Origin of the sequence: Shewanella sp. YQ_9 (genome assembly GCF_043103185.1) — a bacterium.
GTDB classification, from domain to species: domain Bacteria; phylum Pseudomonadota; class Gammaproteobacteria; order Enterobacterales; family Shewanellaceae; genus Shewanella; species Shewanella algae.
In genome coordinates, this window is record NZ_JBICJO010000033.1 from 150,162 (window position 1) to 165,196 (window position 15,035).

Below are 15,035 nucleotides of genomic sequence, written 5' to 3' on the forward strand. Positions count from 1 at the left end.
GAGTACAGGGATGAAGAGCCAACTCTTGTTGGAAACCCATAGCCACAAATGGATCTATTTTGGCCGGGATCCGGACAAACCCGACGGCATCATAGACACCAATCAATATATGTTGGTCACTGCCGAGCAGGCTCTGCTGATGGACCCGGGTGGCATAGAGCTATTTGCCCCCATGCTGGCCAATGTGGTTTGCCACATTCCCATAGAGCAGCTCACCCATCTATTCGCATCCCATCAGGATCCCGATATCATCTCCTCCCTGGGGCTGTGGGATCAGACTCTGGAGCGGGCCCAGCTGCACGCGCCCTGGATTTGGGAAGGTTTCATCCGCCATTTCGGGATGGAGCATATCCAATACCAGGCCATTAAAGATCAAGGCGGCAAGCTGACGCTCGATGGCGTAGAGGTGCAGTTTATCCCGGCCCATTATCTGCACGCTTCCGGCAATTTTCATGTCTACGACCCTGTCGGCAAAGTGCTAATGTCGGGCGATATAGGTGCGGCACTGGAAGACACGAATGCCGGGCTATTTGTCGATGACTTTGGCCGTCACACCGAGAAGATGCGCTTTTTCCATCAAAGATGGATGCCCTCCAACCGCGCCAAGCAGGACTGGATAGCCAGAGTGAGAGAGCTGGAGCTGGACTATTTATGTCCGCAGCACGGGCGGATATTCAGGGGCGAGCAGATACCTGAGTTTCTCGACTGGTTCGAGCGCCTGGAAGTGGGGGTTGCGGTAGGCAACTGAGTAAAATAGCTTGATGCCATGAGCTTAGCCCATGGCAAGTTTTCCGCCATTGAGTGTTCGGCAGCTATCAGAGATAGCGGGCAAAGGCGCTGCCCTCTTTGGTGGCTTTGAGCGGCGCTTCAACCACAGGAGTGCCCAGATAGAGAAAGCCCACTATCTGATCGCTGCCATCGAGCCCCAACGCCGTATTGACCGTAGAGTCAAAGGCAAAGGTACCAGTGCGCCATATTCCGCCCAGCCCCTGGGCAAATGCGGCCTGCTGCATCGCCATCACGGCGCAGCCGGCTGCCAATTGCTGCTCCAACTCAGGGACCTTGGGATGATCTTTGGTCTTGGCAACCACGGTTATCACCATAGGCGCCCTGAGCGGCATACCGGCAGCCTTGTTGATAAAGCCCTCGTCGGCACCATCTGCTGTTGCGGCCGCCACAAAAATATCCGCCAGGCGATTGAGCCCTTCGCCGGTAGCAATAATAAACTCCCAGGGCGCCAGGCCACCGTGATCCGGTACTCTGGCCGCGGCATCCAGGATAATTTTCAGTTGCGCCTCATTCGGCGCCGGAGCCTGCAGTCGTGGACATGATTGACGGGTAAGAAGAAGAGTAAGTGCGTCCAATGCGCGATCCTCAGCTGAGATATCAATGACTTCACAGGATACCAAATCCGCCCCGGATCGCCAGAGGCAAAAAAGTCGGACGAGTTGTTTTAAGCAACAATCAGCCGAGGTTAGCGGTTTTGGGCAGCCATTTACGGCCAATAAAATAGTCCACACTGGTGTAACGGCCGCCGCCCATAAACAGCAATACCAACAGCATAATGAAATAGGTGGCCGCAAACTCAATGCCGTTGTTGAGGATCACCAGGTTACCCGAACTGGTAAGCCAGTCGTAATTGCCGTGCTGCTGCAGTATCCCCTTGGCCCGCTCAAGCTTCTCCACCGAAGCCATCACCCTGTCGTTTGCGAGCCAGGATGAGGGATCGGCAATCGCCAGCCAGCCGTTGGACCAGTGCACACTGAAGGCCGCCACCAACATGGTAATACTCATGGGGATAGCTACCAGCCGAGTGGCCAACCCGAGCAGAAGCAACAAGCCACCAAAAAATTCGGTCCCGGCCGCCAGCGCCACCATCACCTCAGGCATGGGCAAGCCCAGCCCCCAGTCCGGATTACCGAACCAGGCCGCTGTGTCGCTGAAGTGGCTGAGTTTATTGTAACCGGCCTGCACCAGCACCGGCGCCAGATAGAGCCGCAATGCCAACGGTGCCAGGCCATCGAAGTGGCGCAGTGATTTCAAAAATGCCGCATAGGTTTGAATGATGACTTGCATGAAAGCGTCCTTATTCGGGGAGTATTCCTGTCATGCTGCAGTTGACCCGGCAATAAGCGATTTTATTTCAGTCTTTAGTTTAGAAAGGTGCGAACAAGCCCCATGCCCGTTCTACAACTCAAAGACTCGCTTTACGATCCCATAAGCTCAGGGCTATGTCTGCCTCATAAGCTCAGGGCTGTGCCAACTCAAGGCGATGCCTGACTCAGTTCATCCAGATCGTCAATCAAGTTGCCCAGCTTACGCTTGAAGTGCTTTTGCTGGCGCTCACTCAGACTCTGGTGCAGTTGCAATAACAGCATGCCGAAGTTTTCCGTGTTCTGCGCCAATTTCTGCTTGTGGACGTCTGACTTGAGCTCATCGGGCGATGTCATCAGCAGCCGCAAGCGCTGCGCCAACAAGTCAGAATCACTGCGTTGCAGCAAGGCTTGTTTGAACTGCCGGAGCCACTCGTGACGATACTCGAGCCACATATCCAAGGTCGCCAGTCGGCGGCTGTTGTGCTCATGGATCAGGGCCTTTTGCTGCTCACTCAAACGCCCCAGCCAATCGGCAAACAGCTCCTCCAGCCGTTCATCCGCATCTTTAATCAGTTGTTCCTGGTTCTTGTCCTTGTATTCATCCACCAGCTCCTGCTCATCGGCCTCCAGTTTGGCAATCACCTGGGCGACCTGCTTGTCACTCAAAGAAGCGATAAGGGGCAAAAGATCGTCAAACACCTGGGCAAACAGCCGAAACCAGTGATCTCTTGCCATATCCACATGATGGCGCCAACTCTGTGGCGTTAAAGTGCCATCGGCAAGCTCGGTTTGCAGCGTTTTTAACTGGGCACTGTATCTGGGTAACTCCTGGCTGCGATGCCAGGCGAGAAAAGGGTCGAGAATGGCGTCAAACGCCTGCTCCTGTTGCCGGTCGAGAGTGACATAATCTTCCAGCTGCCACTCTATGGCCCAATCGAGGAAATAATAGCTGACCTTGGTGGAGCAGGCACTGAGCGCAATAAGCAACGCCAGGGCAATAACAATGCGTTTCATCCATTAAATACTTTAAGTTGGCTTAGGCCAGGCGACAGCTTCCCTGCCTGACTCATTGATGCTTTACAAGATGCCAGAAGTCATCAAACCAGTCGAGATAAGACTGCTGCTGATTGTCCCAGGCCATCTGCAAGGCCCAGCAGCAGGCAAACAGCCAGTAGACATCGACGGCTGCAGCCACCGCCAGGTGGGTATCGCCGGTTAAATGCGGATGCTGCTCAAGATAGTGATAGATGAGCCACTGTTGCCCCTCGGCGCTCAGTTGATGGGATGACAGCACCCCGGCCAACTCAAACAGCGGATGGGAAGCGCAGGCGTATTCGAAATCGACGCACTTGAGTCCATCCTCGGCCAGCAACAGGTTATGAGGATTGAGATCCCTGTGACAATACTGAGGCCTCAGCAGACAGGCCTCCAGCCGAGTGTTGCACTGCTCGAATAACCCTTGGGCCGAGTGAAGTTGCATGAGCCGCTGTTGCCAGCTTGAAGGCTGCACCCGGCTCAGTGCCATGCCATCGAGCCGCTCCAGATAGATGCGCCACTGCTCGGCAACACTGATTTCGAGCTTGGGGGCCGGCAAGGCCCTCAGCCCCAGCAGCAACTCCAGCAGTAAGGCCTGAGGTGATTTGCCTTGCTTGGCTCCCAATACAGCGCCTGAGCCAAATTCATGTTTAGGCTCATGTCTAGGCTCATGTTTAGAATCATGTTTACGCTCAGGCAGGCCAGAGAGGCTTTTTGAGCTAACATAGGCTTTTTGAGCCGCGCTTGCGATCTCGGCCGCACCTTTGGACGCGAGTAACTGCTGCCAGTTGGCTTGCGGCGCTTGTTCGATAAAGCGGCTCAGATATAACCCCTTGTCAGCGCTGACCCAAATCAGTCCTGGTGCCAGGTTCGCCTTCTCGGCAACCCGCCAACATGCCAGTTCGTTGTTTCTATCGCAGATACGGTCTGAGCCCGGGGAATTGGCTCTCAGCACCAATGACTCGCTACCGGCCTGCAAGAGCCAGTTTTGGTTGCTTAGCCCAAGGGTGAGCGGCTTGGCCCCCTCAAGCGGCCACAACTGTAGCCGCTTGAGGGCGGCGTTGAGCTCACAGCTCAAACCTTCGCCCAGACTGGCCTCAAGTTCTGTCAGCGGTTTGCCTTTCATGCGGCGCCGCTTTCAAGCTGTGAGGAGTCGCGACCGCGGGACTCCTGGGCTCTGGCGCGCCAGATAAAGTATCCGGCTACCGCCATCCCCACGTAGAGCACAAACAAGAGTGAGGTCAACATCAAGCCCTTGCTTAAATAGAGATAGATGGACACCAGATCGATAACCACCCAATAGAGCCAGTTTTCCAGCACCTTGCGCGCCACCAGAAAAGTCGTCATCACAGCAAAACAGCTGGTTGCCGCATCCAGGTAGGGAAAGGCTGCCTGAGTGAAAGTCGCCATCATATGACCGACAAACAGAGACACCAACCCAGTCAACAAAATCAGTACCAGGTGCCGCTGCCAGGGCCAGGAGGTCACGGCCACTCCTTGATGGTTTTCCCCACCCCGGCGCCAGAGCCAGTATCCGTACAGCGCCATCGCCATGTAATAGACGTTGAGCACTGACTCCATCAGCAGAGCGACTTTCCAGAACAGCACAGTGTAGATGGCGGTGCTGGCAAAGGCTGCCGCCCAACACCAGATATTGGCTTTCATGGCCAGCAGCAGATAGGCCAAGGCCAATACCACGGCTACCGCTTCCCAGGCGCCCATGCCCTGGGCCTGAGAGCCGGCCTCGGCGAGCCAGTGCCAGAATTCACTCATGGGTTATTCCCTGTGGCCCAAGTTCAGCTCACCGCCGATAAATTTACAGACAAACACCGCCTTGCCAAATTTCTCGTGCGCTGCCTGCATCTCAGTGGCCAGCATGGCCATCACCTCGGCATAATCACCGCACACCTGAGTCGCCATGGCATTGGTGGTTCTCTCTATGTTGGCATAACTGTCCAGGCGCTTGATAAACCATTGAATAGGCTCCAGATACTCATCGTGGAGCGGATACATGCTGATTTCGGCAGTTAACTTCATTTTACATCTCCTGTAATGAACCGGGGCGCTGCAACACGCCCCGGCCGACAACGGCTTATGCCATCAGATAAATTTGACCTTGAAGGTCACACCAATCTGGCGTGGGTCCCCGTAGCGGATATATTGTTTCTCGGCCCAGTCCTGATCCGGCTCATTGCCGAAGTAGAAACCGCGCACGCCGTATTTTTCATCAAACAGGTTGCGGCCCCAGAGGTAAACCGACCACTTGTCTGCCTCATAGCCCAGCTTGGCGTTGACCACTTGATAGTCTTCAGAGCGGGAGTCATTGCTGTCTGAATAGTAGAACGCACTCTTGCCACTGCTGTTGAGGTTGGCAAACCAGCCCATGTCATTGCGCCAGGTCATGCCGAGACTATAGGTCCATCTCGGCGAGTGGGCCAGTTCCCGGCCGCTGAGATCCACAGGGTTGCCATATTTATCCTGATACAGGTAATCACCGTATTCTGTCTGCAGATACCCAAGACTGGTGTAGAACTGCAGTGAATCTGTGGGATACCAGTTGGCTTCCAGCTCGGCGCCATAGTTATTGGAGCTGCCGGCGTTTTCGGTGAACAGAATAAAGCGCTGGGGATCGACAGGATCCTGCAGCGAGGCCGCTACCTGCTGATCTTCCCTGTCCATAAAGAACAGTGCCAGACGAGTATCCAGCAAGCCATCGGCCCAACTGGATTTCAGCCCCAGTTCATAGTTGTAGAGGATTTCGGTATCGAACTCTTTCTTGTCGGCCAGCTCCTGGGGCAACGTCATATTGAAACCACCGGCCTTGTAGCCCCTGGCTATCCGAACATAGGCTTCATGGTGTTCAGCCAGTGCCTTGGACAGGGCAATATGGCCGCCCCACATGTTTTCCGATGGGCTAAAGGCATCACCATTGCTGTCGCTGTAGTCACTCTCACGTCGCTCGAGACGAGCACCGATAGACAGGCTGTAACCCGCTCCCAGATCTGAGTCCAACTGGGCAAACACCGCATAGTTACTGGCGCTGTAGCGGGAAGTCAGCACTTCATCCGGCCAGCTGTTGTATTCAGAGTAGAGATCATTGTCCTCATCGAGATCCATAAAATAGAGCCCGGCCAGCCAGTCTGTGCTGCCGCCGAAAATCCGCCCGGCCTCGTTGGAGCTGAATCTGAACTCCTGTGACAGAGTACGGCGCTCGCCGCGTTTATCCCAGGTGTAATCGTACTCACAGGGTGCGCCGCCGCACTCTTTCCCGGCCCAGTAATCCGGGTTGGCCCAGTCACCGTCGTAACCGTGGTGATGATCTGTTGCGGCATAGCTTGACAGGGACACCAGCTCAAAAGCCTCAAAGCCGGTATAATTCAGCTTGAGACTGGAGCCCGTGGTGCGCTGCTTGTCGACGCCCGGCGCATCGGTAATGGTATCGAAGCCGTTATTGTCCAGGGTCCAGGCATCATAACCATTGTCAAAATCGGCGTGCAGTAGAGTGAAGTCCGCCTGCAACTTGTCGGTGGCGTACCAGCGCAGCTTGATACGGCCGCTGAATTCATCACGCTCATTGGTATCGTCACGGCCCAGATACAGGTTGTCACGATAACCGTTCTGCTTGTGTTGCTGCAGCGCCACACGATAGAGCAACTTGCCGGAATCAGTCACTGGGCCGGAACTGAAGCCGCTGAAGGTTTGCAGATTATCATTACCGAGCGAGACTTCGGCGCCGTGCTCGAACACGTCTGTGGGATCATTGCTCTTGAGATAGATAAGACCGGCCAGGGCATTGGCGCCATAGCGGGTACCCTGGGGGCCGCGCAGCACTTCAAACTGCTGCAGGTCGTACAGGCTGGAAACGCTGCCCAGCCCGGAGAGATCGATATCATCGATAATAAAGCCCACAGAGGAGTTGGGCGCTCCCTGGTATTGCTCCTGCTCACCTACGCCGCGGATCTGGAAGTATCTTGGCCGGGAGCTGGCACCTGACCAGTTGAAGTTGGCGACGTTACCCAGCATGTCTTCGAAATGCTCGGCGCCTTGATCTTCAATGCGCTGCTCGTCGATAACAGTCACGCTGGAGGGCATCTTCTCCAGCGTCAGGCCACGAAAGTCGCCGCTGACGACTATCACTTCCATGGCTTGTTGCTCATCTTGATTTTCAACACCGGGATTATCGGCGGCATGAACGGGTGCCCACAGCAACATCTGAATGGTGCTGGCAAGCAGAGTAGGTACGGTAAACTTGGACATAGGACCTCAAATATTCACAGTTTGAGATCCGGCAATAAGAAAGCGAGTTGAAAGTGCACGAATTGTGGCCCATTCCTACGCCGGTACTAGCCGGATCAGGTTCTAAGGGTTCGTCATACGACATCTCAGTCAACCGCAATGCGGTAAACACCCCTTGGCGCGGGCCAGTATACACGAGTTACCAACAAAAGTGAGCCAGGTTGCCAAATTGTACCCGAGGGCATAAAAAAACCGCCCATTCCAATACTCCCGTGTTGAGCATTCAACGGGAGTATTGGCTCGGGCGGCAGTGGTGCCGAGGTTTCAACTATTAGTTTGAAAAGGCCTCGCGCACATAGATCTCAAAACGGCTGGCGGTCGGATTCGGCGCCACGGCGCTCACCTGCAACTGCTGTTTACCATGCAGCTTGACCGACTTCCAGGACACACCTTCATCATCCAGGGTATAGCCGCTGGCATCATACCAGGTGAACTTGTAATGAATGCGCATATCGGTAGCGACCTTGCTGCTGATGGTGGCTGTGCCTCTGAGCAAGCCGCCCTCGCCTCTGGCCATAAGATCACCCACACTCACAGAGCGGGCAAAGCTGCTGTTGTCTGCGCGGCTTTCACCGGTCGAGCTGGCATACACCCCGGCCGTATGGTTGGCGCAGCCTGCCAGAGCCAGCAGGGTTGCTGCTATTACCAAGACTTTTTTCATCTGCCAATCCCTTATTCTCAATCAATCAAAAAGTGCGCCCTGGCCGTTGCAATCAACTGTTTGCGGTTGGTTTGCCAGCAGTCGATATTGACATTGGCCACTCGCCGCCCCTGACGGGTTATTCGGCACTCGGCGAAACTGTCCTTATGATAACCGGCGCGTAAGTAGTCGATGGAAAAATCAACCACCTTGGGCACCTTACTGGTTTGCATAAACACCATAAGCTGGATGATGGCCGACATCTCCATAAACCCGGCTATCACGCCACCGTGAATGGCCGGCAGTACCGGGTTACCTATGTTGTCATCTTTGGCCGGCAGACGAAACACCAGTTCATCGCCAAACCTGTCCACCTGCATGCCGATAAAGCGAGCATAGGGAACATGCTCAAGCAAGTGACTGAAATCATTGGTTTCTGTCACTTTAGCAACTATGCTTTTTACATCCATGGATGCCTTGGGATCTGTCATTTTGTTTCCTCACCCATCAGTGCCTTGCGGAAAGTATCCCCTATCATTTCAGGACTTATCCGCATAAAGGAGCCAACCGCATGGGCGATGGGGTCGTCTATGCTGTCCTGATAGGCGATGGCCCGGGTGAACGCGACGCTGGATGACAACTTATAACACTCGGCAAAACCATACACCGGCTTGTGGGGCTCGGCAGGCTTCATATAGTCGACCCGCAGATCCAGAGTTGGCGAGATCTCCAGCGAACCATATTTGTCCTTGATGGCACAAACCACGGCGCAACCACTGGCAGTATCCATCAATGTGGTGATAACCCCACCATGAATAACTCCGGTTTCAGGGTAACCCACCAGCTCGGTGCTGTAAGGCAACTCTATCAGTACATGGTGCTCACTGGCCTCATGCACCTTGAGCCCGAGACGGCGGCACTGGGCCAACTGGTTGACGAAACGGGTAGCCAGAGTCGTCAGCGGGAAAAACTCCGGATTCACTTTCATGACGCTGAACTCACCATAGGCCCCAAGGCTTTACCGCCAAGCAGATGCATGTGGATATGAAACACTTCCTGGCCGCCATGTTCATTACAGTTAATGATTAAACGATAACCGTCCTCGGCGATCCCGGCCTCGGCGGCTAGCTTGGCAGCCACAGTCACCATACGGCCTATGGCCTGCTCATCCGAGGCCTTGGCGTCATTGACTGTGGGGATCAGATGATTGGGCACTATCAGTACATGGGTGGGCGCCTTGGGATTGATATCCCGAAAGGCGGTTACCAGTTCGTCCTGATACAGAATGTCCGTGGGAATTTCACGGCGGATAATTTTGCTGAATATGGTTTCTTCGGCCATTTTGCCACTCTCCGGTGTATCGGTTCAGGCTCGGCCCAAGGGCCAAACCTCTGTGTTCTTGGCAGTATAATACCATTCGGCCCGGAGATGTAATTGGCCACGGCGATTTGAACCTCAAGCCATTTAAAACTCGGCAGCAATTGCCGCAGCCTGGCTTTTTTGGCAGCATTGTCGCCATGCTCAGCCGGATAGCACTCAATTTGGCTCCCGGCACTCGCCAACGATTCATACGGATATCAGATGATCAGTTATCAGATTTGCCCCATAGATCCCCACGCTCACCTGTTCGAGGTCAAAATCACCATTCAGGCACCGGCTCCGAAACAGGAACTTTGGTTGCCATCCTGGATCCCGGGCAGCTACATGGTTCGCGATTTTTGTCGCAATATCATAGATATTAAAGCCTTTGATGAGCTGGAGCGTCCGCTCAGCATTACTCAGCTTGACAAGCAGCGCTGGCTGATAGATTCCAATGCCGAATCGCTGCAATTGCGCTACTCGGTTTATGCCTGGGATATGTCGGTGCGCAGCGCCCACCTGGATCAGACCCACGGCTTTTTCAACGGCAGCAGCGTCTTTTTGGCGGTGGCCGGCAAAGAGCTTGAGCCGCTGGAGCTGGAAATTCTGCCCCCGGAGGAGGAAGCCAACTGGCAGCTGGCAACAACCCTGAGTCGAATCGAGGGTGAAGAGTGGCAGTTCGGCCGTTTCAGCGCCGCCAACTATGATGAGCTTATCGACCATCCGGTGGAGATGGGCACCTTTACCCACGGCAGCTTTGAGGCCTGTGGCGTGCGCCATGATGTGATACTGACCGGGCGTCACCGCTGCCACATGCCCAGACTGCTTGACGATCTCAAGGCTATTTGCGAGAGCCAGATCCGCCTCTTCGGTGAAGCGCCGTTTGAGCGCTACCTGTTTATGACCCAGGTATTAGGCAATGGCTTTGGAGGACTGGAACACAGAGCCTCCACCGCCCTGCACTGCTCCCGTAAGGATCTGCCGCTGAGTATGGAGATGCCGGTCAACAAGGATTACCGCACTTATCTGTCGCTCTGCAGTCACGAATACTTCCACAGCTGGAACGTCAAACGCATTAAGCCTGCCAGCTTCATTCCCTATGCGCTGGAGGCTGAGAGCTACACCCGTCAGCTGTGGGCTTATGAAGGTATCACTTCCTACTATGATGACCTGATGACACTCAGAGCCAACAGGGTTTCCAATGAGCAATATCTGGAGATGCTATCCCAGACCATGACCCGGGTGTATCGCATGCCGGGCAGGCAGTTGCAGAGCCTGACAGATTCGAGCTTCAATGCCTGGACCAAGTTCTACAAACAGGATGAAAACGCCGCCAACGCCATCGTCAGCTATTACACCAAGGGAGCTTTGTTTGCCCTGTATCTGGACTTGACTCTGAGACTGGAAACCCAGGGAGAATACACACTGGATAACCTGATGCAGAAGCTGTGGCAGGCCTTTGGCAGTCAGGGTATAGGCACTGAAGATGACTCCCATCGCCGCCTCTACGAGGAGCTGCTTGGCCGGGATGCCAGCGCAGAATTTGCCTTTGTGGATAATACCCAAGAGTTGCCACTGGCGCCCCTGCTGGCGCAATTCGGAATCGAGATGCAACTTCGCAGTGCCCAAGGCGCTCAGGATCAGGGCGGCGGGGATGTTGAGGGGCAAAAAATCGGCTTCGGAGCCCGCTACAAGGCTGAAGTCCTGGGGTTAAGGATTGTGAGTGTGACCAATGGCAGCGCGGCTCACAGCGCCGGGCTCGCGGCTCAGGATCTGCTGATTGCCGCCAATGGTCTGCAGGTCGGCGCTCAATTTGAAAATGAACTGCAACAATATGAGCCCGGCGATAGTCTGGAGCTGCACTTCTTCCGCCGTGATGAACTGATGACAGGCCAACTGCCTATCAACCCGGCGGCAATAGATACTGTGTCACTCAAGCTCACCGATCCAGCCAAAGCCAAGGCCTGGCTGGGTTAAGGAAGGTGCGAACAAGTCCCATGCGTGCTCTGCGTAGGCTTACAGGCCTGGATGCAAGGCGTGGTTCGCAGCAAATGGCCCTAGTCCTTTGCAAGAAGCATAACACAGCAGGCAAGCCTGTAAGCCACGCCCTTTGGGGCTTTCACAGCAACCGGCTCTCTACGTTATCCGACTTCGACAGGCCCCGGCATGCCTTCAGTCAGATGCCTTGAACGCCAATTGCTGTGTAAGCCAGAGTGCCGCGAGGACTTATTCGCACCTTCCCTAACTGCCTGAGCCTTGACTCTCGGCCACATCGGCCATCAAGTGACGCTGGGCCCAGGCCATCACCTGGGCTCGGTTGCTTAAATTCAGTTTGCGAAACACCCGATAGAGATGGGTCTTGACCGTACTTTCACTGACATAAAGGGAAGTGGCAATCTGTTGATTACTGAGCCCGGCCAGTAGCGCCTGCAGCACCTCCCGCTCCCTGAAAGTCAGTACATCGCCACTAAGCTCTCCCTTGGCCAGCCGAGATTGCAACTCAAAAGGAATGTCGCAGCCACCCTTCTGCACAATATCCAGGCCACGGCCCAACTGTGCCAAGGTCGCCTCGGGATAGAAAACCGCCTTGACCACAGACGGCAACAACAGGCATTCATACTCCACCCTTCTGGGATAATGCAGTAACACCACTTTGCAACCGCGATTCCTGGTGGCCTGTTTAAGAATCTTATAGCCCAAGGCCGGTTCCACAGTGGCCAAATCCAGCAACAACATGTCGACATCAGTTCCCAAGGCATCTGTGTGCCATCTATCGGGAGATAAGCAGGACAAGCGTACCAGAAACTCCTGCGGCCAACGGCTATCCATCAGCTCGGTCAACAGCGCGGATCTGGAAACCACCAGCCAGTGCATCACATTGAACATAGGCTGCCCTCAGCTAAAAAATAAAAATTTACATTGCTGCAACATGAGTATCAAAGCAGACAACTGCTTGAAATGGAAGTACAGATTCCTTACCAAAAACTCAAAATGAATAAGAGTTAACTGAACAAGCGCCGCTACAGGCGTTAACATAAAGGGGTAAAACAGATCTGGGGGATCAAACATGGAAACAAATACTGCGGGCGAAGTGCGCCTGTCTCGCTATAAGGCATGGGATCTTCCCACTCGCCTTTTTCATTGGATAAACCTGCTTTTGGTGCTGCTGCTGGTGATCATCGGCGGGGTAATGATGTTCAAATCTGACTTCGGGATCAGTGGTCTCGACGCCAAAATCGGCCTGAAGACACTGCACGTCTGGATAGGTTATGCCTTTGCCATCAACCTGGCATTCAGATTACTGTGGGGATTATTCGGCCCTATCAAGGCGCGTCTAGGTAAACTACTCCCCAAAAAAGGGGAATTGGCAGGCTATCGTGCAGCACTCAAGAAAGGCGAAAACCCACAATATCTCGGCCATAATCCGGCGGGCAAACTGGCGGTCATCGCCTTATTGGGTTTGCTGACGCTGATCATGGTGACAGGTTTGGTGCGAGCCGGTACTGACATCTTCTATCCACCGCTGGGCGGCATGGTTCAGGAATATATCGCCGCCGATGGTGTTGAGCCTGCCAGCCTCAAACCCTATGATGACACAGGCGTTAATCCAGACAAGGCTGCAGCGATTAAGGGCGCCAAGGGCTTGGCAGGGAAAGTACATGTCTACAGCGTATATCTGTTGCTTCTCTTGGTATTGCTGCACATAGCCGCGGTGATCCACGCCGAGCGTAAGCGTCAGCCCGGTATTATTTCTGCTATGTTTTCCGGCAATAAATATCTGCCAACAACGCCGGTGGATAAAGACTGACTATTTTGATTTTAATGCCGCCAGCTTGGCGGCATATATGTTCCGATAGCTATTATCACTGGCTGCATTTAGAGCCTTTTGTAAATTCCGCTTTGCCAGTGATGTTTTTCCCTGAGCCAATTGGCTTCGTGCCAAAGCCAGGTAAGCCCGGTGAAAGTACTCATTGTCTCTTATAAAACGCTCGAGAAGATCTTCAGCCAACTCGTACTGATTTTGTGCTAAAGCATCTATTCCCAAGAGGTAGTTGTCATAAGGTTGGGGAGAAGATAAACGTCGCAAACGCTCAGTTATAACATTAGCCTCAGATATACGTCCCTCACGCTCAAGCAATATTCGATAATTAGTTAGAAGGGTTATTTCTTCTTGATCCAGAGCTAATCCATAACGATAAAAACGCTCTGCACCTAACCAATCTCCAGCTCTTCTGTGCATCACTGCCATAAGATTGATTAAAGGGACGTAATCCGGAGAGAATTTTAAACCTTCCTGAATCAAAAGAAATGCCTTCTCAGTTTTTTGGGCTTGTAAGGCATCCACAGCTAAGTTCCTATAAAACATGCCTATGAAGGTAGATTCATCAATAAAAGCCCCACTCCTGTCATTGCCATCAGGAAAGTAGTCAACAACAACGTGATGCCCCTGACTTCCATAATGACCATAGACGGGTGTTGACTCATACAGAAATGAGCGTACATGATTAGAGTAAAGTGCAACACCCTGACTCACATCCAATAATATAGGTGGGGTATGAACCAATTGAAAACCAACCGGAACATTAAGTTCTTTAGCCAAAGCAAAAGTCAACATAGCTAACGTCATGCAGTTTCCTTGCCTTTGACGTATAGCCTCAGCAGCCATTAAATTCTTCCCCTCATAGTTAAAACCCTGCATTAGACCATTAATATATAAAGATAACTTCAAATAGTTAGGTAATTTGGCTATATCAGGATTGGATAAGAAGTCCTGAAATGACTGCTTTTGAGAATTGGAAAGCCGCAAGAAATCATGTTCACTTGGAACTAGATGAGCATATGTACCCGTGATAAATATATCTGAGTTAGCTAGCGGTAAAGTTGGTGTGATTTGGGCTCTATGGGCACAACCGGTTATGGCTGTAACCAGAAAAAGCGCTCCAACAATACTTAAAACCAGGCGTCCCATTCCTTTCCCTCTACCATATTTCTTCTATGGTAAGTAGAGCATCCAATTAACAGAAAAACAACACTCCATTCTGAATGAATGTTCAGAAACAATAACGCCGGCATCAAGCCGGCGTTGTCATTCGTGTGATATGCGCTTCTTACTTCAGTACGCTATCTGAAGTACGGCCATCATCGTGGCAGCTATCGCAGGTAGGCTTTTGACCTACGTTCATGTCGTGGGGAGCATGGCAATCAGCACACATCAAGGCACCATCGTGTGGCTTGTGTACCGCATCCATTTCTGCCAGCGAACCGTGACAGCTCTGACACTGTTCAAATTCATAGGCGCCGTCAGCTGAAGGTGAACCATCGGCATGGCAGCTTTCACAGCCCCCCATATCCGCGTGGAAATCTGACAGCTTCTGATCTTCTGCAAAAGCAGATGGTGACATGGCCAGTGCGGCCAAACCGGCACCGAACAACACACTCAAGAGTTTCTTGCTCACAATAATATCCTCCGATGATGACAGTCGAGCAAAGGTTCTTATGTCAGGTATGACCTTTGTCTCACTATCAGTAAATAGCACGACTTGGATTAACTTAGCCAAGCTTTTGCCAATTGGCAAACTAATTCTGAGTCGCCGCCACTTTAACAACTT

17 protein-coding genes and 1 riboswitch are annotated in these 15,035 nt (G+C 53.1%); of the genes, 3 read left to right on the forward strand and 14 right to left on the reverse strand.

Annotated features, from left to right (window positions below; translation table 11 throughout):
• Nucleotides 1-10: 10 nt before the first annotated feature.
• Nucleotides 11-748, forward strand: a complete 738-nt coding sequence (locus tag ACF8D4_RS10115) for an MBL fold metallo-hydrolase (protein WP_045282669.1) — start codon at nucleotides 11-13, stop codon at nucleotides 746-748.
• 67 nt (nucleotides 749-815) lie between these two features.
• Here the strand turns inward: ACF8D4_RS10115 and ACF8D4_RS10120 are convergent, their stop codons facing one another.
• The 11 genes from ACF8D4_RS10120 to hinT all read right to left on the reverse strand — a co-directional run bounded on the left by ACF8D4_RS10120 (nucleotide 816) and on the right by hinT (nucleotide 9,408).
• Nucleotides 816-1,364: an NAD(P)H nitroreductase gene (locus ACF8D4_RS10120; RefSeq protein ID WP_062793391.1), complete on the reverse strand. Its 549-nt coding sequence runs from the start codon at nucleotides 1,362-1,364 to the stop codon at nucleotides 816-818.
• A 100-nt stretch (nucleotides 1,365-1,464) separates the two neighbouring features.
• Nucleotides 1,465-2,076, reverse strand: coding sequence for a DoxX family protein (locus ACF8D4_RS10125; RefSeq protein ID WP_093983140.1), 612 nt, complete (start codon nucleotides 2,074-2,076; stop codon nucleotides 1,465-1,467).
• Between the two features lie 188 nt (nucleotides 2,077-2,264).
• The gene (locus ACF8D4_RS10130) at nucleotides 2,265-3,110 is read right to left on the reverse strand and encodes a DUF6279 family lipoprotein (protein ID WP_101059886.1); all 846 of its coding nucleotides are present in this window, start codon (nucleotides 3,108-3,110) and stop codon (nucleotides 2,265-2,267) included.
• Nucleotides 3,111-3,162: 52 nt separating this feature from the next.
• Nucleotides 3,163-4,257: a phosphotransferase gene (locus ACF8D4_RS10135; RefSeq protein ID WP_392464327.1), complete on the reverse strand. Its 1,095-nt coding sequence runs from the start codon at nucleotides 4,255-4,257 to the stop codon at nucleotides 3,163-3,165.
• The gene (pnuC, locus tag ACF8D4_RS10140) at nucleotides 4,254-4,904 is read right to left on the reverse strand and encodes a nicotinamide riboside transporter PnuC (protein ID WP_025011200.1); all 651 of its coding nucleotides are present in this window, start codon (nucleotides 4,902-4,904) and stop codon (nucleotides 4,254-4,256) included. The genes ACF8D4_RS10135 and pnuC overlap by 4 nt, the downstream gene beginning before the upstream one ends.
• Before the next feature lie 3 nt (nucleotides 4,905-4,907).
• Nucleotides 4,908-5,168 carry a hypothetical protein gene (locus tag ACF8D4_RS10145; RefSeq protein ID WP_025011199.1) on the reverse strand — a complete coding sequence of 87 codons (261 nt, stop codon included), beginning with the start codon at nucleotides 5,166-5,168 and terminating at the stop codon, nucleotides 4,908-4,910.
• A gap of 63 nt (nucleotides 5,169-5,231) precedes the next feature.
• The gene (locus ACF8D4_RS10150; RefSeq protein ID WP_208159961.1) at nucleotides 5,232-7,388 is read right to left on the reverse strand and encodes a TonB-dependent receptor; all 2,157 of its coding nucleotides are present in this window, start codon (nucleotides 7,386-7,388) and stop codon (nucleotides 5,232-5,234) included.
• Between the two features lie 55 nt (nucleotides 7,389-7,443).
• A riboswitch (TPP riboswitch) is annotated at nucleotides 7,444-7,553 on the reverse strand.
• A 145-nt stretch (nucleotides 7,554-7,698) separates the two neighbouring features.
• Complete coding sequence (locus tag ACF8D4_RS10155) at nucleotides 7,699-8,088, reverse strand: YcfL family protein (protein ID WP_392468681.1); 390 nt, start codon at nucleotides 8,086-8,088, stop codon at nucleotides 7,699-7,701.
• A gap of 17 nt (nucleotides 8,089-8,105) precedes the next feature.
• Nucleotides 8,106-8,558 (reverse strand): PaaI family thioesterase, encoded by a 453-nt coding sequence (locus ACF8D4_RS10160; protein WP_025010997.1) that lies wholly within the window; start codon nucleotides 8,556-8,558, stop codon nucleotides 8,106-8,108.
• Nucleotides 8,555-9,055 carry a PaaI family thioesterase gene (locus ACF8D4_RS10165; protein WP_028780462.1) on the reverse strand — a complete coding sequence of 167 codons (501 nt, stop codon included), beginning with the start codon at nucleotides 9,053-9,055 and terminating at the stop codon, nucleotides 8,555-8,557. The genes ACF8D4_RS10160 and ACF8D4_RS10165 overlap by 4 nt, the downstream gene beginning before the upstream one ends.
• A complete protein-coding gene (gene hinT, locus ACF8D4_RS10170; protein WP_025010998.1) occupies nucleotides 9,052-9,408 on the reverse strand; it encodes a purine nucleoside phosphoramidase in 357 nt (118 codons plus the stop codon). The genes ACF8D4_RS10165 and hinT overlap by 4 nt, the downstream gene beginning before the upstream one ends.
• A gap of 240 nt (nucleotides 9,409-9,648) precedes the next feature.
• Here hinT and ACF8D4_RS10175 point away from each other — a divergent pair, with 240 nt between their 5' ends.
• A complete protein-coding gene (locus ACF8D4_RS10175) occupies nucleotides 9,649-11,403 on the forward strand; it encodes a M61 family metallopeptidase (RefSeq protein ID WP_144190723.1) in 1,755 nt (584 codons plus the stop codon).
• A 264-nt stretch (nucleotides 11,404-11,667) separates the two neighbouring features.
• On the opposite strand, the gene ACF8D4_RS10180 is transcribed toward ACF8D4_RS10175, so the two are convergent.
• Nucleotides 11,668-12,312, reverse strand: coding sequence for a helix-turn-helix transcriptional regulator (locus ACF8D4_RS10180; RefSeq protein ID WP_025011000.1), 645 nt, complete (start codon nucleotides 12,310-12,312; stop codon nucleotides 11,668-11,670).
• Between the two features lie 181 nt (nucleotides 12,313-12,493).
• Here ACF8D4_RS10180 and ACF8D4_RS10185 point away from each other — a divergent pair, with 181 nt between their 5' ends.
• Entirely contained in the window at nucleotides 12,494-13,234 is a 741-nt protein-coding gene (locus tag ACF8D4_RS10185; protein ID WP_025011001.1) for a cytochrome b/b6 domain-containing protein, read from the forward strand.
• Here the strand turns inward: ACF8D4_RS10185 and ACF8D4_RS10190 are convergent, their stop codons facing one another.
• On the reverse strand, nucleotides 13,235-14,395 hold the full coding sequence (locus ACF8D4_RS10190; RefSeq protein ID WP_144190722.1) for a lipopolysaccharide assembly protein LapB: 1,161 nt from the start codon (nucleotides 14,393-14,395) through the stop codon (nucleotides 13,235-13,237). It abuts the gene before it with no gap.
• A gap of 139 nt (nucleotides 14,396-14,534) precedes the next feature.
• Complete coding sequence (locus tag ACF8D4_RS10195) at nucleotides 14,535-14,882, reverse strand: cytochrome c3 family protein (protein ID WP_025011002.1); 348 nt, start codon at nucleotides 14,880-14,882, stop codon at nucleotides 14,535-14,537.
• Nucleotides 14,883-15,035: the final 153 nt, after the last annotated feature.